The sequence below is a fragment of the Microbacterium ulmi genome (assembly GCF_011759705.1).
GTDB classification, from domain to species: domain Bacteria; phylum Actinomycetota; class Actinomycetes; order Actinomycetales; family Microbacteriaceae; genus Microbacterium; species Microbacterium ulmi.
Window position 1 is genome coordinate 1 of sequence record NZ_JAAOZF010000002.1, and the last position, 19,284, is coordinate 19,284.

Annotated in this window: 19 protein-coding genes; 16 read left to right on the forward strand and 3 right to left on the reverse strand. The window is 71.8% G+C overall.

Translation table 11 applies throughout. The features are described 5' to 3' along the window. Nucleotides 1-23: 23 nt before the first annotated feature. The 9 genes from FHS08_RS16965 (at nt 24) to xerD (ending at nt 9,718) form a co-directional block, all read left to right on the forward strand. Nucleotides 24-1,577, forward strand: a complete 1,554-nt coding sequence (locus FHS08_RS16965) for a primosomal protein (protein ID WP_243847516.1) — start codon at nt 24-26, stop codon at nt 1,575-1,577. Next, the gene (locus FHS08_RS12535) at nt 1,577-2,614 is read left to right on the forward strand and encodes an HAD-IIA family hydrolase (protein WP_167039909.1); all 1,038 of its coding nucleotides are present in this window, start codon (nt 1,577-1,579) and stop codon (nt 2,612-2,614) included. Before FHS08_RS16965 ends, FHS08_RS12535 begins: the two co-directional genes overlap by 1 nt. Nucleotides 2,615-2,652: 38 nt before the next feature. Then, entirely contained in the window at nt 2,653-2,814 is a 162-nt protein-coding gene (locus FHS08_RS12540; protein WP_167039911.1) for a hypothetical protein, read from the forward strand. Continuing rightward, nucleotides 2,811-3,611 carry a TlyA family RNA methyltransferase gene (locus tag FHS08_RS12545; protein WP_167039913.1) on the forward strand — a complete coding sequence of 267 codons (801 nt, stop codon included), beginning with the start codon at nt 2,811-2,813 and terminating at the stop codon, nt 3,609-3,611. The genes FHS08_RS12540 and FHS08_RS12545 overlap by 4 nt, the downstream gene beginning before the upstream one ends. Next, complete coding sequence (locus tag FHS08_RS12550; protein ID WP_167039915.1) at nt 3,608-4,582, forward strand: NAD kinase; 975 nt, start codon at nt 3,608-3,610, stop codon at nt 4,580-4,582. The genes FHS08_RS12545 and FHS08_RS12550 overlap by 4 nt, the downstream gene beginning before the upstream one ends. After that, the gene (recN, locus tag FHS08_RS12555; protein ID WP_167039917.1) at nt 4,579-6,300 is read left to right on the forward strand and encodes a DNA repair protein RecN; all 1,722 of its coding nucleotides are present in this window, start codon (nt 4,579-4,581) and stop codon (nt 6,298-6,300) included. Before FHS08_RS12550 ends, recN begins: the two co-directional genes overlap by 4 nt. A gap of 174 nt (nt 6,301-6,474) precedes the next feature. Beyond that, the gene (locus FHS08_RS12560) at nt 6,475-8,169 is read left to right on the forward strand and encodes a CTP synthase (RefSeq protein ID WP_167041724.1); all 1,695 of its coding nucleotides are present in this window, start codon (nt 6,475-6,477) and stop codon (nt 8,167-8,169) included. Further along, nucleotides 8,162-8,764 (forward strand): NUDIX domain-containing protein, encoded by a 603-nt coding sequence (locus FHS08_RS12565; protein WP_167039919.1) that lies wholly within the window; start codon nt 8,162-8,164, stop codon nt 8,762-8,764. The genes FHS08_RS12560 and FHS08_RS12565 overlap by 8 nt, the downstream gene beginning before the upstream one ends. 54 nt (nt 8,765-8,818) lie before the next feature. Next, a complete protein-coding gene (gene xerD, locus FHS08_RS12570; RefSeq protein WP_167039921.1) occupies nt 8,819-9,718 on the forward strand; it encodes a site-specific tyrosine recombinase XerD in 900 nt (299 codons plus the stop codon). Nucleotide 9,719: 1 nt separating this feature from the next. On the opposite strand, the gene FHS08_RS12575 is transcribed toward xerD, so the two are convergent. Both FHS08_RS12575 and FHS08_RS12580 read right to left on the reverse strand, forming a co-directional pair. Then, nucleotides 9,720-11,039: an NAD(P)/FAD-dependent oxidoreductase gene (locus FHS08_RS12575; RefSeq protein WP_167039923.1), complete on the reverse strand. Its 1,320-nt coding sequence runs from the start codon at nt 11,037-11,039 to the stop codon at nt 9,720-9,722. Then, the gene (locus tag FHS08_RS12580; RefSeq protein WP_341800410.1) at nt 11,036-12,127 is read right to left on the reverse strand and encodes a semialdehyde dehydrogenase; all 1,092 of its coding nucleotides are present in this window, start codon (nt 12,125-12,127) and stop codon (nt 11,036-11,038) included. Before FHS08_RS12580 ends, FHS08_RS12575 begins: the two co-directional genes overlap by 4 nt. Before the next feature lie 109 nt (nt 12,128-12,236). Between FHS08_RS12580 and FHS08_RS12585 the strand changes: the two genes are divergently transcribed. Genes FHS08_RS12585 through der form a run of 7 tightly spaced genes read left to right on the forward strand, consistent with a single transcriptional unit; the run spans nt 12,237 to nt 18,734 of the window. Continuing rightward, a complete protein-coding gene (locus tag FHS08_RS12585; protein ID WP_170283171.1) occupies nt 12,237-13,097 on the forward strand; it encodes an AAA family ATPase in 861 nt (286 codons plus the stop codon). A 52-nt stretch (nt 13,098-13,149) separates the two neighbouring features. Further along, nucleotides 13,150-13,995 (forward strand): segregation/condensation protein A, encoded by an 846-nt coding sequence (locus FHS08_RS12590; protein WP_167041730.1) that lies wholly within the window; start codon nt 13,150-13,152, stop codon nt 13,993-13,995. Next, nucleotides 13,985-14,608: an SMC-Scp complex subunit ScpB gene (scpB, locus tag FHS08_RS12595; protein ID WP_167039927.1), complete on the forward strand. Its 624-nt coding sequence runs from the start codon at nt 13,985-13,987 to the stop codon at nt 14,606-14,608. The genes FHS08_RS12590 and scpB overlap by 11 nt, the downstream gene beginning before the upstream one ends. Then, nucleotides 14,605-15,387, forward strand: coding sequence for a pseudouridine synthase (locus FHS08_RS12600; RefSeq protein ID WP_167039929.1), 783 nt, complete (start codon nt 14,605-14,607; stop codon nt 15,385-15,387). The genes scpB and FHS08_RS12600 overlap by 4 nt, the downstream gene beginning before the upstream one ends. After that, nucleotides 15,384-16,499, forward strand: a complete 1,116-nt coding sequence (locus FHS08_RS12605; protein WP_167039931.1) for a prephenate dehydrogenase — start codon at nt 15,384-15,386, stop codon at nt 16,497-16,499. Before FHS08_RS12600 ends, FHS08_RS12605 begins: the two co-directional genes overlap by 4 nt. Beyond that, nucleotides 16,492-17,214: a (d)CMP kinase gene (gene cmk, locus FHS08_RS12610; RefSeq protein WP_167039933.1), complete on the forward strand. Its 723-nt coding sequence runs from the start codon at nt 16,492-16,494 to the stop codon at nt 17,212-17,214. Before FHS08_RS12605 ends, cmk begins: the two co-directional genes overlap by 8 nt. Further along, nucleotides 17,211-18,734, forward strand: a complete 1,524-nt coding sequence (gene der, locus FHS08_RS12615) for a ribosome biogenesis GTPase Der (RefSeq protein ID WP_167039935.1) — start codon at nt 17,211-17,213, stop codon at nt 18,732-18,734. The genes cmk and der overlap by 4 nt, the downstream gene beginning before the upstream one ends. Before the next feature lie 51 nt (nt 18,735-18,785). Here the strand turns inward: der and FHS08_RS17320 are convergent, their stop codons facing one another. Continuing rightward, entirely contained in the window at nt 18,786-19,205 is a 420-nt protein-coding gene (locus tag FHS08_RS17320; RefSeq protein ID WP_167039937.1) for a GNAT family N-acetyltransferase, read from the reverse strand. Nucleotides 19,206-19,284 lie beyond the last annotated feature (79 nt).

Consider the following 19,284-nt stretch of genomic DNA (forward strand, 5'->3'; position numbering starts at 1 on the left):
CACAACCACCGGAAGGAGCAGCCATGGCGGAAGAGGACCGCGACAAGCCTCGCGGCGCCGGCAAGCCGGTGGGTGGCGAGAGATCAGCCGGAAAGCGCGACGGGGAGCGCAAGCCGTACGTGAAGCGCGACGGCGAACGCAAGCCATATGTCGCGCGTGACGGAGAGCGCAAGCCGCACGTCAAGCGTGACGGCGAACGTCCTTACGCGAAGCGCGACGGCGAGCGCAAGCCGTACGTGAAGCGTGACGGCGAACGTCCTTACGCGAAGCGCGACGGCGAGCGCAAGCCGTATGTCGCGCGTGACGGAGAGCGCAAGCCGTACGCGCCGCGTGATGGTGAGCGGAAGCCGTTCGCGCCGCGTGGTGGTGAGCGGAAGCCTTACGCCAAGCGTGACGGGGACCGTCCATACGCGCCGCGCGATGGTGAGCGTAGGCCTTACGCGCCGCGCGATGGTGAGCGTAGGCCTTACGCCCCGCGCGATGGTGAGCGGAAGCCTTACACTCCGCGCGAGGGGGGCCGTTCGTACGCCCCGCGGGACGGCGAGCGCAAGAGGTACGCGCCGCAGGACGGCGAGCGCACGCCGTTCCCGAAGCGTGGCGGGGTTGATCGGCGCGACGCCGATCGGTCCACCGCGCCGCGGCATCCGGCACCCCCGATTCCCGACGAGGTCACACCTCGCGACCTGAACGCCGCGGCGCGCAACGAGCTGAAGACGCTGAGCAAGGAGAACGCCGACGAGGTCGCGCGTCACCTCGCCATGGCCGCACAGCTCATCGAAGAAGACCCCGCTCTTGCGCACGAGCACGCCCTCGCGGCATCCCGACGTGCCGGTCGCATCGCGGTAGTGCGGGAGACGGTCGCGATCACCGCGTACGCGACGGGCGACTACGCCCTCGCGCTGAGGGAGCTCCGCACGTTCCGCCGGATCTCGGGGCGTGAGGACCAGATCGCGCTCATGGTCGACAGCGAGCGCGGCGTCGGACGACCCGACCGCGCCGTCGAGGTGGGCCGCGCTGTCGATCGCGCGGCGCTTCCGGCCGCGGTGCGGGTCGAGCTCGCCATCGCGATGTCGGGCGCCCGCCTCGATCTCGGCGAGGCGGAGCGCGCGCTGCAGGAGCTCGACATCCCCGAGCTCGACCCCGATCACGCCTTCGAGTGGAGCCCCGCACTGTTCGCGGCCCGCGCCGCCGTGCTGGAAGAGCTGGGCCGAGATGACGAGGCCGCGCGATGGCAGCAACGCGCAGAGGTCGCGGCCGATGCGCTCGAACAGGCCAGCGGCGCAGCTGCGGGCGAAGTCGTCTTCGTCGAGGAGGTGCTCGAGGAGGACCTCGATGACGACGACGCGGAGCGCGCCCAGGCGCGGACGGACGAGTCGCTGGACGAGTTCGATGATGACGCGGACGACGACCTCGACGATGCCGATGAGGAGGACGACCTCGACGAACCCCGCGAAGATCTGACCGATTCCGAGGCCGACGGCGAGGCGGGAGTCTCGGCATCCTCGCCCTCCGTGCAGGACGAGGTCGACGAGATCCTCGTGGAGGCCGGCGTCGACGAAGACGGAGACGAAGACTGATGGCGCTGTTCTCGAGGCGCCCGGCCGACGCGGCGCCGCTCGACGGAGTGGACGCCGTGCTGGCCGACCTCGACGGCGTCGTGTACGCGGGCGCCGGCGCACTGCCTCATGCGGTGGAGAGCCTCAACCGCGCACGTGCGGGCCGTCGGCTGGGGTACATCACCAACAACGCGTCGCGGACGGATGCCTCGGTCGCGGCGCACCTGACCGAGCTGGGTCTCGCTACCTCACCCGGAGAGGTCGTCACGAGCCCGCAGGCGGCGATGCGCCTGCTCGCCGAACGCGTCGCGCCCGGCTCGACGATCCTCGTCGTCGGGGGCGACGGTCTCGTCACCGAGGTCGAGAAGGCCGGGTTCGCCGTGACGCGCAGCGCCGACGACGGCCCTGCCGCGGTCGTGCAGGGCTTCGCTCCGGATGTCGGCTGGCTGCAGCTCGCGGAGGCCGCCTTCGCGCTCAAGGTGCCGGAGGATGAGGGCGGCATCCCGTGGATCGCGACCAACACCGACTGGACGATTCCGCAGGCGCGAGGCATCGCACCGGGGAACGGGACGCTCGTGTCCGCCGTGCACACGGCGATCGGACGTCTCGCGACCGTCGCGGGGAAGCCCGAGACGCCGATCTTCGACGAGGCCGTGGTCCGATTCGGGGCGCAGCATCCCCTCTTCCTCGGCGATCGCCTCGACACCGACATCCTGGGAGCCAATCGCGCAGGCATCCCCTCCGCGATGGTCCTGACGGGAGTCGATCGGCCCAAGCATCTGCTCGCGGCCCCGCCCGACTCGCGACCGACGTACATCCTGAGTGATCTGCGCGAACTCCACGAGCCGTACCCCTCCGCGACCGTCAACGACGGCGTCGTGACGGTCGGTGACGCGAAGGTTCGCATCGACGGCCCCGACGTGCACATCCTCGCGGAGGGCGGTCGCCAGATCGACCTCCTGCGTGCGGGGGCGAAGGCGATCTGGGATACCGGCCGGGGGATCTTCGGGTTCCGCGTGCCCGAGGTGCTCTACGCCGACCCGTTCCATCGGCCCTGATCCGCGGGAGAAGGCTGCTCGGGTCGTATCCTGATGGCATGGACCAGACGGAGCGCGACGACCACGCCGATCTCCTCTCGCGGCTCGAAGTCATCGAGGCGCAGCCGCTCGCGACACGTGCACAGGCGTATGAGGCGCTGCACGACGAGCTGGCTCGCGCCCTCGAGTCCGGCCCCGCGGGCATGACGCCGCGCGCATGACCCAGCGCCTCGATGCGGCGCTCGCGACGCGTGGTCTGGCACGATCCCGCACGCACGGGGCGGCGCTGATCGCCGCGGGACTCGTGACCGTCGACGGCAGACCCGTCGTCAAGGCGTCGAGCCCCGTGCGCGATGACGCGGTCGTCGAGGTGGCGGGCGCCGACCACTATGTGAGCCGCGCCGCGCACAAGCTCATCGCCGGTCTCGACGCGTTCGGGATCGACGTCGCACATCGCGTGGCGCTGGACATGGGCGCCTCGACGGGCGGGTTCACTCAGGTGCTCCGCGAGCGCGGCGCCGAGCCCGTCATCGCCGTGGACGTCGGACACGGGCAGCTCGCGGCATCCGTCGCAGACGACCCCCACGTCGTCCCGGTCGAAGGGTTCAACGTCCGGTACATGACCCCCGAGACCCTCGCGGCGGCCAGCGGAGTCTCGACCGCGCCGTCCGTCGTCACGGGGGATCTGTCGTTCATCTCGCTGACGCACGTGCTCCCTGCGGCACGGGCCGTCGCGGCGCCCGACGCCGACCTCGTGCTCCTCGTCAAGCCGCAGTTCGAGGTGGGTCGCACCGCCGTCAAGGGCGGACTCGTGACGGATGCCGGGCTCCGCGCCGACGCCGTCGCGGGCGTCCTGTGGGCCGCATGGGACGAAGGGCTCGGAACGGCAGGCGTCGTCTCCTCCCCGATCGCCGGCACGCACGGAAACGTCGAGTTCGTCGCACACCTCAAGCCTGGGGGCGGGAGCAATCCGACAGAATGGTTGAGCACTGTGAACCGACTGGCGGGGAGCCCATGACCGACGCACAGCAGCGTGACGAGAACGCCGGGCGCATGATCCTCGTCGTCGCGCACGCGCATCGCGACGAGACCGTGCGCGCGGCCGAACGCGTCGTCGCGGCGCTGCGCGACGCAGGCGCGCGGCCCGTGCTCTCGGCAGACGACCGAGCCGACCTCGCGGCAGCGGTGCCCGCGCTCGGCGATGTCGCGACCCTCGGCGACGACGTGCCGGTCGGCGAGGTCGAGCTCGCGATCGTCCTCGGCGGCGACGGCACGATCCTGCGCGCCGCAGAGCTCGTCCGCGACGGGACGGCGCCGATCCTCGGGATCAACATGGGTCACGTCGGGTTCCTCGCCGAGATCGAGCGCGACGACATGGACGACGCGGTCCGGCGCGTCATCGCGCGCGACTACTCCGTCGAGGAGCGGCTCGCGCTGCAGGTGCGCGTGAAGGATGCCGCCGACACCGTGGTCTATGAGACCTGGGCCCTGAACGAGGCCACGGTCGAGAAGGCGAGCCGTGAGCGCATGCTCGAGGTCGTCATCGAGATCGACGGCAGGCCCCTCTCGAGCTTCGGATGCGACGGCGTCGTCATCTCGACGCCGACGGGGTCGACGGCGTACAACTTCTCGGCGGGCGGGCCCGTCATCTGGCCGACCGTCGAGGCGATCTCGGTCGTGCCGCTCTCCGCCCACGCCCTGTTCGCGAAGCCCCTCGTCGTCGGCCCCGAGCACGCCGTCGCGATCGAGCTTCTCGAGCGCACGAACGGTGTCGGCATCCTGTGGTGCGACGGTCGCCGATCGCACGACCTGCCGCCGGGGGCTCGCGTCGTCGTGCGCCGCTCGGAGAAGCCGGTCCGTCTCGCGCGGCTGCATCCCGCGGCATTCACCGACCGGCTGGTGCGCAAGTTCCGCCTGCCCGTGGAGGGATGGCGCGGCCCTGCCGCGCTGACCATGGGCCACGAGATCATCCGGCCGGAGGCCACGTGATCGAGGAGATGCGCCTGCGCGATCTCGGCGTCATCGCGGAGGCGACCCTGCCCATCGGGCCCGGATTCACGGCGATCACGGGCGAGACGGGGGCGGGCAAGACGATGGTCGTGACGGGCCTCGGCCTGCTGCTCGGACAGCGCGCCGACTCCGGCGCCGTGCGGTCCGGAGCGCCCCAGGCCTCCGTCGACGGGGTCTGGATCGTCCCCGACGACGGCGCTGTCGCCGACCGCGTCCGCGAGGCGGGCGGTGACGTGGAGCCGCTCGGCGACGGGCGCGGCGAGCTCTTCCTCGGGCGCTCCATCTCGAGCGAAGGCCGCAGCCGCGCGTCCGTCGGGGGCCGCGCCGCGCCTGCCGGGGTGCTCGTCGACCTCGCCGACGAGCTCGTCGTCGTGCACGGGCAGTCCGATCAGCTTCGCCTGCGCTCCGCGACGGCGCAGCGCGACGCTCTGGACCGGTTCGGCGGCGCGCCCGTCGAGAAGGCGCTCGCGGCCTACCGCGCCGAGTACGAGCGCTGGCGCGCGCTCGACCGTGAGCTGACGTCGCTCGCGGCCGATCGCGACGCCCGTGCGCGAGAGGCGGAGGACCTGCGCGCGGCCCTCGCCGACATCGAGCAGGCCGATCCCCAGCCCGGCGAGGACGTCGAGCTCGCGCAGCGGGCCGAGCGCCTCGCGAACGCGGAGGAGCTGCGGCTCGCGGCCGCCACGGCGCACGACGCCCTCTCCGGCGAGGACGACGCTCCGGATGCCGCCGCCCTCGTCGCCGAGGCGCGACGCGTCCTCGACCGGGGTGCGCAGCGCGACAGCGCCCTCGCGGCCCTGGCCGAGCAGGCCGCCGACGTCGGCTACCGCATCGCCGATCTCGCGGCCGGACTCGCCGGGTACCTCGCCGACCTCGACGAGTCGGGACCGCACGAGCTCGCGGCCGTCGAGGATCGGCGCGCCGTGCTCGGCGGCCTCGTGCGCGCCCACGGCTCGCTCGACGAGGCGCTCGCCCTCCTCGCGACCGGATCGGCACGTCTCGCCGAGCTCGACGACGACGGCTCGCGCATCGAGCGGCTCACCGTCGAGCGGGCGGATGCGGCATCCGCTCTCGACGCCGCGGCCGCCGCGCTCACGGCGGTGCGCGAGGAGGCGGCGGCGCGCCTGGCGGCGGCCGTGACGGACGAGCTCAGGGCGCTCGCGATGCCCGACGCCCGCGTCGTCGTCGCCGTGTCGGCCGGTGCCGAGACGGCTGCGGGCCGCGACGACGTCGCGATCCTGCTCGCACCTCACCCGGGGGCTGAGCCCCGTGCCGTGTCGAAGGGCGCGTCGGGCGGAGAGCTCAGCCGCGTCATGCTCGCGATCGAGGTCGTCATCGCGGGCGTCGACCCCGTGCCGACGTTCGTGTTCGACGAGGTCGACGCGGGCATCGGCGGTGCGGCGGCGATCGAGGTCGGCCGGCGGCTCGCGCGCCTCGCGGAGGCATCCCAGGTCATCGCGGTGACGCATCTCGCGCAGGTCGCGGCATTCGCGACGAATCATCTGTCTGTCGTGAAGGCGAGCGACGGCTCGGTCACGGCATCCGATGTGCGACGTCTCGAGGGGGCGGATCGCGAGGCGGAGATGGCACGACTGCTCTCGGGGATGCCCGACTCCGAGGCGGCGCTCATGCACGCCCGTGAACTGCTGCAGCTGGCGTCGAGCCCGGCGGGCACGGCGCGGTCCGCGCGTCGCTAGCGTTCGGCCCGGGACGCCCGGACGATCCGGCTCGCGCCGCTCGTCGAGCGGGGGATCGCGCCCCTGCGCTCGCAGTCCAGGGCGCGCCGGACGCGGCACGCGGGCGGCGCGGATCGCGCTCCGCGAGTTGCTCAGCATCCGCACGGCTGAGCGCTGATAGGATAAAAGCCCGTGATGCAGACTTCTGGAACTGGCGCGGGTACAACGGACGACACCACCAAGCACATCTTCGTGACGGGCGGTGTCGTCTCTTCGTTGGGCAAGGGTCTCACCGCCGCGAGCCTCGGGAATCTCCTGACCGCGCGGGGCCTTCGCGTCGTGATGCAGAAGCTCGATCCGTATCTCAACGTCGACCCCGGGACGATGAACCCGTTCCAGCACGGCGAGGTCTTCGTGACCGACGACGGCGCCGAGACCGACCTCGACATCGGGCACTACGAGCGCTTCCTCGACATCGAGCTGAGCCAGGCCGCGAACGTCACGACAGGCCAGATCTATTCGCAGGTCATCGCGAAAGAGCGCAGGGGAGAGTACCTCGGCGACACCGTGCAGGTCATCCCTCACATCACCGACGAGATCAAGCGCCGCATGCGGCTGCAGGCGACCGAGGAGCCGCGGCCCGACGTCATCATCACCGAGATCGGCGGCACGGTCGGCGACATCGAGTCGCAGCCGTTCATCGAGTCGGCGCGTCAGGTGCGCCACGAGCTCGGACGCAGCAACGTCTTCTTCGTGCACGTCTCGCTCGTGCCGTTCATGGGGGCCTCCGGCGAGCAGAAGACGAAGCCGACGCAGCACTCCGTCGCGGCCCTGCGCTCGATCGGCATCCAGCCCGATGCGCTCGTGCTGCGCAGCGACCGCCCCGTGACCGAGGCGAACAAGCGCAAGATCGCGCTCATGTGCGACGTCGACGAGGACGCGGTCGTCAACGCCGTCGATGTGCCGAGCATCTACGACATCCCGACGATGCTGCACGACCAGGGCCTGGACGAGTACATCGTGCGGTCGCTGCGGCTCGACAAGGCGGCCGAGGTCGACTGGACGCGATGGAGCAAGGTGCTGCAGGCCGTGCACAACCCCAAGCACGAGGTCACGATCGGCCTCGTCGGCAAGTACATCGACCTGCCCGACGCCTACCTCTCGGTGACGGAGGCGCTAAAGGCCGGCGGCTTCGGCCAGGAGACGCACGTCGGGATCCAGTGGATCCCGTCCGACCTGTGCGAGACGCCCGAAGGCGCCGCGAGGGCTCTCGGCGCGATCGACGGGATCGTGGTGCCGGGGGGCTTCGGCATCCGGGGCATCGAAGGCAAGCTCGGCGCGCTGCAGTTCGCCCGCGAGCAGGGGATCCCGACGCTGGGGCTGTGCCTGGGGCTGCAGTGCATGGTCGTCGAGTTCGCGCGCCACGTCGCGGGCCTGGAAGGAGCGTCGTCGAGCGAGTTCGACCCCGACACGCAGTTCCCCGTCATCGCGACGATGGCGGAGCAGGTCGACATCCTCGACCACGGCGACATGGGCGGCACGATGCGCCTCGGCCTGTACGAGGCCGTTCTCGCGGAGGACTCGCTCGCCGCCGAGCTGTACGGCTCGACCCGCGTGTCGGAGCGCCACCGCCACCGCTACGAGGTGAACAACCGCTATCGAGACCAGATCGCCGAGGCCGGGCTCGTGTTCTCGGGCCTGTCGCCGGATCGCAACCTCGTCGAGTACGTCGAGCTGCCGCGCGAGGTGCACCCGTACTACATCGCGACGCAGGCGCACCCCGAGCTGCGCTCCCGACCGACCGACCCGCATCCGCTGTTCCGCGGTCTCGTCGCGGCGGCGGTCGAGCGCCACCGCTCGAGCGAGCTGTTCGACGTCGAGAATGACTGACGCGGCCTCGCTCCCGGGACCGGTCGAGCGTCTGCGCGACGAGCCGGTCGAGCCCGACATCGTCGTGAGCGAGCTCGTCTACGAGGGTCGCGTGTGGGATGTCCGCAGCGACGTGTTCCGCTACGGCGGTGCGGAGCTCGAGCGGCAGTACGTCGACCATCCGGGCGCCGCGGCGATCGTCGCCGTGGACGACCAGGACCGCGTCCTGCTCATCCAGCAGTACCGGCATCCGATCCGCAGTCGCGACTGGGAGATCCCCGCGGGGCTCCTCGACGTCCCGGGGGAGTCGCCGCTCGAGTCGGCGCGGCGAGAGCTGGAGGAGGAGGCGGATCTCTCCGCGGCCGAGTGGTCTCCGCTGGTGAGCGTCTTCACGACCCCGGGCGGAAACGACGAGGTCGTCCACCTCTTCCTGGCGCGGGGCCTCTCGCCGACCGGTCACGCGCATGCGCGTGAGGCGGAGGAGGCCGACATCCGCGTCGAGTGGGTGCCGTTGACGGATGCCGTGACCGGCATCCTCGAAGGGCGCCTGCGCAACGGCATCCTGGCCGTGGGCGTGCTGGCCGCCGCCGAGCGGCTGCGCCGTACCGGCGCCTGAGCAGGCCCGGCGCGCTGTCGCCGTTCCGCTCGCGCACGGAGGCAGGATCGTGATGTGAAGCTCGATCGCGCCGTCGACGCCTACCTGCGTCATGTCTCGATCGAGCGCGGGCTCTCGGACCACACGGTGGCGGCGTACCGTCGCGATCTCGCCGGATACCTCGCGTGGCTCGAGGGACGCGGCATCCGAGACTCGTCCGCCGTGACGCCGGCGCTCGTCGCCGGGTTCATCGCAGAGCGCGCCTCGGCGCAGCCGGCCCCTGCGGCATCGAGCCTCGCGCGACTGCAGTCGTCGGTGCGGGGCCTGCACCGCTTCCTCGCGCGCGAGGGGATCCAGGATGCCGATCCCTCGGCCCGGCTGCGACCGCCGAAGCTTCCGCGGCGGCTGCCGAAGGCGCTCACGATCGACCAGGTCGATCGTCTCCTGGGAACTCCCGACGACAGTGCGACAGGGCTGCGCGACCGCGCGCTGCTGGAGCTGCTCTACGCCACGGGGGCCCGGGTCTCGGAGGCGGTAGGGCTCGACGTCGACGACGTGTCGCACGGCGATGTCCTGCGCGTGCGCGGCAAGGGCTCGAAGGAGCGGATCGTGCCCGTCGGGTCGTATGCGCGTGCGGCCCTCGACGCGTACCTGACGCGTGCGCGCCCCGAGCTCTCGCGGCGGGGGAAGGCGTCGCCCCGGCTCTTCCTCGGCGCGCGCGGGGCGCCGCTGTCGCGCCAGAGCGCATGGCTCGTCCTGCAGCAGGCGGCGCAGCGCGCGCAGCTGACGGCGCACGTCTCACCGCACACGCTGCGCCACTCGTTCGCGACCCACCTCCTGCAGGGCGGAGCCGACGTGCGGGTCGTGCAGGAGCTGCTCGGCCACGCGTCCGTCGCGACGACCCAGATCTACACGCATGTCACGGTGGACGCGCTCCGCGACGTCTACGCGACGTCGCACCCGCGAGCCCTCTAGCTCACATCGCAGCCGCAGCTGCAGCCGGAGGCGCGGCCGCTGCCGCAGCCGGAGGCGCGGGTGCGAGCTGCCCGCGGAGCTCGACGGGCTCGTGCACAGCGCCGCGGAACCACTCGACCGCCGTCGCGAGGCCGACGCCGTGGGACGGCATGAACCAGTGGAAGAACACCCACCGGGCGATCCACGCGGGCCATCCCGTCAGCGAGATCCCGTACAGCTCGGCTGCTCCCCGGCCGACGCCGAGGCTCGCGCCCTGACCCAGTCCCGGGAAGCGGAACGGAGCGGGACGGCGTCCCCGCAGCACGCGGGCGATGTTCGAGCCGATCCGCCGGCCGTGAAAGATGGCCCAGAGCGCGTTCGCGGGGCACGCCCCGCCGTTCGTGGGATGCGGCACGGCGGCGACGTCGCCGCCTGCCCAGACCCCGGGCGCGACGCGCAGGAACCGGTCGGTCACGAGGCGGCTCGACGCGTCCCTGTCGAGCGACTCGGTGCCCGGCAGCGCGACGGGCGTCTGGCCGATCGTCGTGACGACCGTCGCAGAGCGGATGAAGCCGCTCTCGTCCAGATCGGCGCCCTCCTCGGTGACCTCGACGAGACGCGTCCTGTCGTGGAGTTCGACACCCGCGCGCTGCGCCTGGGCAGAGGCGTAGTCCGCGATGCGGGAGAACCGGGGTCGCAGCGACGGGAGGGGCTTCGCGCCCGAGTGCGCGAGCACGACGCGCGGCGCCGAGCCCGCGAGAAGCGGATGGGCCGCGACCGCGCTGCGCAGGCGCTGGGCGATCGCGGTCGCGGCCTCGACGCCTGTGAAGCCCGCACCTGCGACCACGACGGTCAGCAGCCGCTGCCGCTCCTCGGGATCGGGAGAGGCCGCGGCGAGCCTGACGATCCCGCTCAGGTGATCCCGTAGCGCGGCGAGTCCCTCGGGGTCCTTGAGCGAGAACCCGAGCTCGGCGAGGCCTGGCACGCGCTCGACGGCGTCGCGGCTGCCGACCCCCAGCACGAGGTGGTCGTAGGAGAGACGGCGGATGCCGGCATCCGTGGCGACCTCGACGACCCGGCGCTGCAGATCGACCTGCCTGACGGAGCCGTGCACGATCCCGACATCGGGGAGGAGTCTCGTCAACGGCACGCGGGCGCGCTCGGGGCGGACGTGTCCCGTGATGACCTCGGCCGTCCAGCCGTGGAACGAGTGCTCCAGGCACGCCGAGACGAGCGTCACACGCGCGTCGCGGATGCGCCCCGCGCCGAGGTCCCGCGCGATCCTGCGGGCGCTCCAGACGCCGACGTACCCGCCGCCGAGGACGACGACCTCTGTCGTCATGACAGCACCGCCTCTCGCGCGGGCGACGGCCAGGCGACGGGCCGTCCGAACGACAGCGGATCCGCGAGCGTGAAGCCGAGGTGCGCGAACCGTCGCGCGGCATCCCGCATGCGGACTGCGTGATCGACGCTCGCCTCGCCGATGGCCTGCTCGGTGCCGCCGTCGAAGGCCATGAGCATCGTCTCGCACAGGCATGCGTAGGCAAGGCCGCGGGGCAGCCCGATGTCGCCGCGGACGTCGATCCCGGGGATCGCCGCGATCCCTCCGTCGATCACGAGGACGTCCGGTCGTTCCGTCTGGAGCGCTGGATCGGTGTTGCGGGGCTGCGTGTCGTCGAGAACGATGGCGCCGGTCTTGAGATGCGCCGAGGTGAGGACGGCGTCGACCGCCGAGGTCAGGACGAGCACGAGGTCGGCGTCGCGCACGACGTCCATCGACGTCGAGGTGCGCACCGCGATGCCGGCGTCGCGTTCGCGGATGTCGGCGGCGAGGTCGCCGAGGCGCCTCGCGCCGCGCGCGACGAGCGTGAGGTCGGCGCCGAGCGGCTCGTCGGCGAGGAGGCGGACGACGCACGACCCCACGCTCCCCGTCGCGCCGACGATTGCGAGGTGCGCGCCGGGCGCTGCGGGGAGCAGCCGTCGCAGCGCCTCCACGGTCAGGTGCGCCGTGAAGGCGTTGCCCGTCGTGAGGGTCAGCCCGGGGCGTTCGCGCAGGAGCCGGCCTGCCCCCGTCGCCGGCGCCGTGAGCGCTCCGAGGCCGACGATCTCGGCTCCGAGCCTCTGCGCGCGGTCGACGGCCCGCTCGATCCTCCCGAGCACCCAGCGCCGATCCTCCGCGAGGAGCTGGCGCGCCCCGACGGGGACGACGACGATCCAGCCGGCGGGGCCGGGCTCGGCATCCTCCCTATGTACGGTCGCGAGGGTCACGGGCGGGACGGGAAGCCGACGCAGCCCCCACTCCCACGCGGGCGCCGGAACGCGGCCGAGCGGTCGCCAGATTCGGGCCATGTCTGACGCGACATCGGCGCGAGGATGAACGAGGAAGGCGAACTTCCGTGCGGGACGCGAGGGCTCGGTGTCGGCGGGCACGGCGGCTCCTTTCGTGGACGTGTTGAGAGAGAGCCCGCTCGGCGCCCCGTGATACGCCCCGACCCGTCGCTAGAATCGATCGAACACTGCAGTGAAGGCGGGAGCATCCGTGGCGAAGAAGGACGACGAAGGTCCGATCGGTCCGACCGGACGCCCGTATCACGGGTTCCCGACGCCCCCCAAGCTCGACAGCCACGGTCCCGCGCGCATCATCGCGCTGTGCAACCAGAAGGGCGGCGTCGGAAAGACGACGTCGACCATCAACCTCGCCGCTGCGCTCGCCGGCTACGGCCGGAAGGTGCTCGCCGTCGACTTCGACCCTCAGGGGGCGCTCTCGGCGGGGCTCGGCATCCCGACGCACGAGATCCCCACGGTCTACGACCTGCTGCTCGATCTCAAGCGCGACCCGCACGAGGCGATCGTGCACTCCGCTGTCGAGAACCTCGACGTCATCCCCGCCAACATCGACCTGTCGGCGGCGGAGGTCCACCTCGTCAACGAGGTCGCGCGCGAGTCGATCCTGGCGCGCGTGCTGCGCAAGGTCACGCCCGACTACGACGTGATCCTCATCGACTGCCAGCCGTCGCTCGGCCTGCTCACGGTCAACGCGCTGACGGCGAGCCACGGCGTCGTCATCCCGCTGGAGTGCGAGTTCTTCGCGCTGCGCGGCGTCGCGCTCCTCATCGAGACGATCGACAAGGTCCGAGACAGGCTGAACCCGAGCATCAAGCTCGACGGCGTGCTCGCGACGATGTACGACCCGCGCACGCTGCATTCGCGCGAAGTGCTCGAACGCGTCGTCGAGGCGTTCGGCGACGACGTGCTCGAGACCGTCATCGGGCGCACGGTGAAGTTCCCGGATGCGTCGGTCTCGGGGCAGCCGATCACGGATTACGCGCCCGAGCACGCGGCCGCCCAGGCCTACCTGCGGCTCGCGCGGGAGCTGGTCGCCCGTGGTGCGGTCGCCTGAGGCGGCTGCGGGGGATGCCGTGCCGTCGCCTGGGGCGGCGCCCGGGGATGCCGTGCCGTCGCCCGATCCGCCGGGCGACCAGGTCGTCGACTCCGCGACGGATGCCGCAGCGGCCGAGGGCGGCTTCCGCGTCTCGCTCGGTGTGTTCGACGGGCCGTTCGACCTCCTGCTCACGCTCCTGTCGAAGCATGAGCTCGACATCACCGAGGTCTCGCTCTCGAAGGTCACGGAGGAGTTCATCGCCTATCTGCGCGTGCTCGACGTGGACGAGGAGATCGAGCAGGCATCCGAGTTCCTCGTCGTCGCGGCGACGCTCCTGGACATGAAGGTCGCGGGGCTCCTGCCGCAGGGCGAGCTCGTCGACGCCGAGTCCGTCGCGCTCCTCGAGGCGCGCGACCTCCTGTTCGCGCGCCTGCTGCAGTACCGCGCGTTCAAAGAGGTCTCGACGTGGTTCGCTGGGCGGCTGCAGGCCGAGGACAGGCGTCACACTCGCGCCGTCCGCCTCGACGAGAAATACCGCAACGCCGTTCCCGAGCTCGTCTGGACGCTCAACGCCGACGACTTCGCGGCGCTGGCTCTGCTCGCGATGACGCCGAGGGAGATCCCCCACGTCGGCCTCGACCATCTGCACGCGCCGCTCGTGAGCATCCGCGAGCAGGCGGCGATCGTGGTGACCCTGCTGCGGGATGCCGGCGCCATGAACTTCCGGGAGCTCGTCGCGGGCGTGACGCAGTCCGGCGTCGTCGTCGCCCGCTTCCTGTCGGTGCTCGAGCTCTACCGCCACGCCGCCCTGTCCTTCGAGCAGCTCGAGCCGCTCGGAGAGCTCACCCTGCGCTGGACCGCCGAGCGGTGGTCCGACGAGAACCTCGCGACCCTGGGGGCAGACTATGACCGATGACGATCCGACGAGCTCAGCCGCGGAGCGCGGCGAGCCGGCGCCACGCCGGCACGACGCGGCATCCGTCGCTCGCAGGCTCGAGGCGATCCTGCTGGTGGTCGAGGAGCCGCAGAGCCTCGTGAGCCTCGCCACCGCCGTCGACGCGCCCGTCGCGGCCGTGCGCCAGGCGATCGAAGGACTCGTGGAGGACTACGACGGTCTCACCGGCGGGCCGCGACGCGGCTTCGAGCTGCGCGAGGTCGGCGGCGGCTGGCGGCTCTATGTCCGCGCCGAGCACGACGGTCTCGTGAGCGAGTTCGTCAACACGCAGGCGCCGTCCCGGCTGTCGCAGGCGGCGCTCGAGACGCTCGCCGTCATCGCGTACAAGCAGCCCGTGACGCGCGGGCAGGTCGCGTCGATCCGCGCCGTGAACGTCGACTCCGTCGTCAGGACGCTCCTCTCGCGCGGACTCATCCAGGAGGCGTTCACGGATGCCGAGACCGGCGCGATCCACTATGCGACGACGGACGCGCTTCTCGTGAACCTCGGCATCAACTCGCTCGACGAGCTGCCCCACATCTCGCCGCTGCTCGACGACGGCGCCGACGGATTCGACGCGGAGGTCGTGCGATGACCGAGTCACCGGAGGCCGAGGGCATCCGGCTGCAGAAGGTTCTCGCCAACGCGGGCGTCGCGTCCCGGCGCGTGTCGGAGCAGCTCATCGTCGAGGGACGCGTCCGGGTCAACGGCGTCGTCGTGACCGAGCTGGGATCGCGCATCGACCCCGCCGTCGACCTCGTCGACGTCGACGGCACGGCGATCCAGCTCGACCAGTCGAAGCGCTACGTCATGCTCAACAAGCCCACGGGCGTCGTGAGCTCCATGAACGACGACCGCGGGCGACCCGATCTGCGGCGCTTCACGAAGGAGTGGGCGGAGCGGCTCTACAACGTCGGCCGCCTCGACGCCGACACGAGCGGCCTGCTCGTCCTCACGAACGACGGCGAGCTCGCGCACGTCCTGGCGCACCCGTCGTTCGGCGTCACGAAGGTGTACATCGCGAAGGTCGATGGACGCGTGACGCCGCAGACCATCGCGAGGCTCACGAAGGGCGTCGACCTCGAGGACGGGCCGATCGCGGCCGACAAGGCGCGGCTGCTGTCCAGCTCGGACGCCGGGGGCGGGTCCCTCGTCGAGCTGACCCTGCACTCCGGCCGCAACCGCATCGTGCGGCGGATGATGGCGGAGGTGGGGCATCCCGTCGTCGAGCTCGTCCGACGGCAGTTCGGGCCTCTTCACCTGGGAGGCCTCCCAGCGGGCCGGGCCCGCGAGTTGACTACAGTGGAACGCGGCGCGCTGCTGACTCTCGCGCGTCAGGCGGGGGTCCCGTCGGGGGAGCAGGAGACCGAGTGAGCGACACGTTGATCACGCGCGCCCGTGCGGCGCGCGTGCGCGGCACCGTGCGGATCGTGGGCGCGGGGCTCCTCGGCGCCAGCATCGGTCACGCGCTCACGGCCGAGGGCGTCGACGTCGCTCTCGCCGACTCGTCGCCCGCGCAGCTGCGCCTCGCCGTCGACTACGGCGCCGGCCGTCGTGCGCGCGACGACGACGATCCGACGCTTGTCGTCGTGGCCGTGCCGCCGGATGTCACGGCCGACGTCATCGAGCGCGAGCTCGCGTCGTTCCCGAACGCCGTCGTGACGGATGTCGCGAGCGTCAAGTCGGAGCCCGTCCGCGCTCTGCGCGAGCGCGGCGTCGACCTCGCCAGGTACATCGGCTCGCACCCGCTCGCGGGACGCGAGCGGGGAGGCGCGATCGCGGCGCGAGCCGACATCTTCGTCGGCCGGCCCTGGGTCGTGTGCCGGGACGAGGAGACGTCCGCGGCAGACCTCGCGCTCGTCGAGGGGCTCGCGCTCGACCTCGGCGCGACTCCGATCGAGATGACGCCCGACGAGCACGACCGCGCGGTCGCCCTCGTCTCGCACGTTCCGCAGCTCGTCGCGAGCCTGCTCGCCGGACGCTTCGTCGACGCGCCGGACGGTTCGCTGCGCCTCGCGGGACAGGGCGTGCGCGACACGACGCGGATCGCGGCATCCGCCCCCGAGCTGTGGGTGCAGATCCTCGGCGCGAACGCGGAGCCCGTCGTCGATGTGCTGGAAGCGCTCGCCGCCGACCTCTCGTCCGTCGCCGACGCGCTGCGTGCGCCCGACGCTCCCGGCGCGCGCCGCGCCGTCGCCGACACCATCCGCCGCGGGAACGACGGGGTCGAGCGGCTCCCCGGCAAGCACGGCCAGAACCGCCGGTTCGAGACGATCGTCGTCATGGTCGACGACACGGCCGGGCAGCTCGGGCGCCTGTTCGGGGAGCTCGGGGAGCTCGAGGTGAACGTGGAAGACCTGCGGCTCGAGCACTCGCCCGGCGCACAGTTCGGCCTCGCCGAGATCAGCGTCGTGCCCAGTGCCGTGCGGCGCGCGATCGACGGGCTCGAAGCCCGAGGCTGGAGGATTGCGAGTGTCAATGACTGACCCTTCGACGAGCTCGGCGGCTGCGGCGGCGGATGCGCCCGTCGTCGTCGCGATCGACGGACCCGCCGGCAGCGGCAAGTCGAGCGTCTCGAAAGAGGCCGCCCGGCGCCTGGGCTACGGGTATCTCGACACGGGCGCCGCCTACCGGGCGCTCGCGTGGCACGCGCTCCAGCACGGCGCCGACACGTCGGACTCGTCCGCCGTGATCGACGTCGCGGGCGACTTCGACTACGCGATCTCGCTCGACCCCGACGAGTACTGGGTCCGCGTCGGCACGACCGACGTGACCGACGCGATCCGCGAGCCGCGCATCTCCGACGCCGTCAGCGGAGTCGCGCGCGTGCCGGTCGTGCGCCGAACGGTCAACGCGCTGTTCCGCGGCCTCGTCGCGGAGTCGGGGCGCCCGGGCGTCGTCGTGGAAGGACGCGACATCACGACCGTCGTCGCCCCGGACGCGCCCGTGCGGATCCTGCTGACGGCCGCACCCGACGTACGGGCCGCGCGCCGCAGCAATGAGCTCACGACGCAGGATGCGGCATCCGTCGCCGCTGCCCTCCACAAGCGCGACGCATCCGACTCGACCGTCGTCGACTTCCTCACGGCAGCGCCGGGGGTCGTCGTCGTCGACTCGACGGAGCTCGACTTCGCGCAGACCGTGGACGCCGTCCTCGACGTCGTCCGGTCCGCGCTCGACACAGACAGGAGCGCATCTTGAGCGCCGACGAGGAATACGAAGGCGGGCCCGATCAGCTCGCCGACAAGCTGGCCGATCTCGACGAGGAGCTCGCCGAGCAGCGGGCCGAAGCGCTCCGCGCCTCGCTCTCCGACTACGAGCTCGAGGACGAGGATGCCGCGCTCCTGGCGGGCGTGACCCTCGGCGAGGACGGCGTCGAGTACCTGCCGGCGCTGCCGGTCGTCGCGATCGTGGGACGCCCGAACGTCGGCAAGTCGGCGCTCGTGAACCGGATCCTCGGCCGCCGAGAGGCGGTCGTGGAGGACACCCCCGGTGTGACGCGCGACCGTGTGACGTACAAGGCGGAGTGGATGGAGCGCCGCTTCTCGCTCGTCGACACGGGCGGGTGGGAGCCCGACGCTCGCGGGATCGATCGGTCGGTAGCGGCTCAGGCGGAGGTGGCGATCGATCTCGCCGACGTCGTGCTCTTCGTCGTCGACGCCATGGTCGGGGCCACCTCGACGGACGAGCACGTCGTGCGGCTTCTGCGCAAGAGCCGCAAGCCCGTCTTCCTCGTCGCGAACAAGATCGACGACGCGCGCCAGGAGCCTGAGGCCGCAGCCCTGTGGAATCTCGGCCTGGGCGAGCCGCATCCCGTCTCGGCGATCCACGGCAGAGGCGTCGCGGACCTCCTCGACGAGGTCGTCAAGGTGCTGCCGGACGTCTCCGCCATGGGGAAGCAGGAGGTGAGCGGTCCGCGTCGCGTCGCGATCCTGGGTCGTCCGAACGTCGGCAAGTCCTCGCTGCTGAACAAGGCGGCGGGCGAAGAGCGCGTCGTCGTCAACGAGCTCGCCGGCACGACACGCGACCCCGTCGACGAGCTCGTCGAGCTCGGCGGCAGGCTGTGGCGCTTCGTCGACACCGCCGGCATCCGTCGTCGCGTGCACCTGCAGCAGGGCGCCGACTTCTACGCGTCGCTGCGCACGTCCGCCGCGCTCGAGAAGGCGGAGGTGGCGGTCGTCGTCCTGGATGTGACCCAGCCCGTGAGCGTGCAGGACCTCAACATCATCGACCTCGTGCTCGAGTCCGGCCGCGCGCTCGTCATCGCCTACAACAAGTGGGATCGCCTGAACGACGACGACATGGAGAACATCGATCGTCGCCGGTACCTCGAGCGAGAGATCGAGCAGGACCTCGCGCACGTCACATGGGCGCCGCGCGTCAACATCTCCGCCCGAACGGGCCGGCACCTCGAGAGGCTCGTGCCGGCGCTCGAGACGGCGCTCACGTCGTGGGATCAGCGCATCCCCACCGGCAAGTTCAACGCGTTCCTTTCGGAGCTCGTCGCGGAGCACCCCCACCCGGTGCGGGGCGGCAAGCAGCCGCGCATCCTGTTCGGGACGCAGGCCTCGACGCGCCCGCCGACGTTCGTGCTGTTCACGACGGGATTCCTCGACCCCGGGTACCGCCGCTTCATCCAGCGGCGCCTGCGCGAGCTGTACGGGTTCGAGGGCACGCCGATCGTCGTCAACATGCGGGTGCGCGAGCGCAAGCAGCGCTGACGTCCTGCCCCGGCGCCCGGCGTTCTCATCGCATGCGGGCCGCGGGCGTTCTCATCGCATGCGGGATGCCGCGGGTCGCACCATCGCCGTCTCGTCCGGAACGACGAAGCCGAACTGCTCGTAGAGGCCGTGCGCGTCCTTCGTGAAGAGCGTCCAGCGGAAGTCGCGGCCCGGGCCGTCGTCGATCATCCGTGCGATGAGGCGCTTGCCGAGCCCCGCGCCCTGGTGCGCGGGCAGCACGAAGACATCGGCGAGGTACGCGAACGCGACGCCGTCCGAGACCGCCCGCGCGAACGCGACCTGCTCGCCCGTGTCGACGCGATAGGCGCCGACGACGCGCCAGGCGCCGTCGAGCTGCCGATCGAGGTCGGCGCGCTCGCGCCAGCGGCCCCAGTAGGCAGCCGTCGAGAGCCATCCCCAGACGATGTCGCACTGGATCCGGGCGGGGTCGTCGTCGAGCTCGTAGTCCACCGTCCCAGTCTGCCGAGTCGTCGCGTCATCCGGCTCGGTCCGATCGGGGGTGCGTGGCCCGCGCCGTGTGACAGGCTGG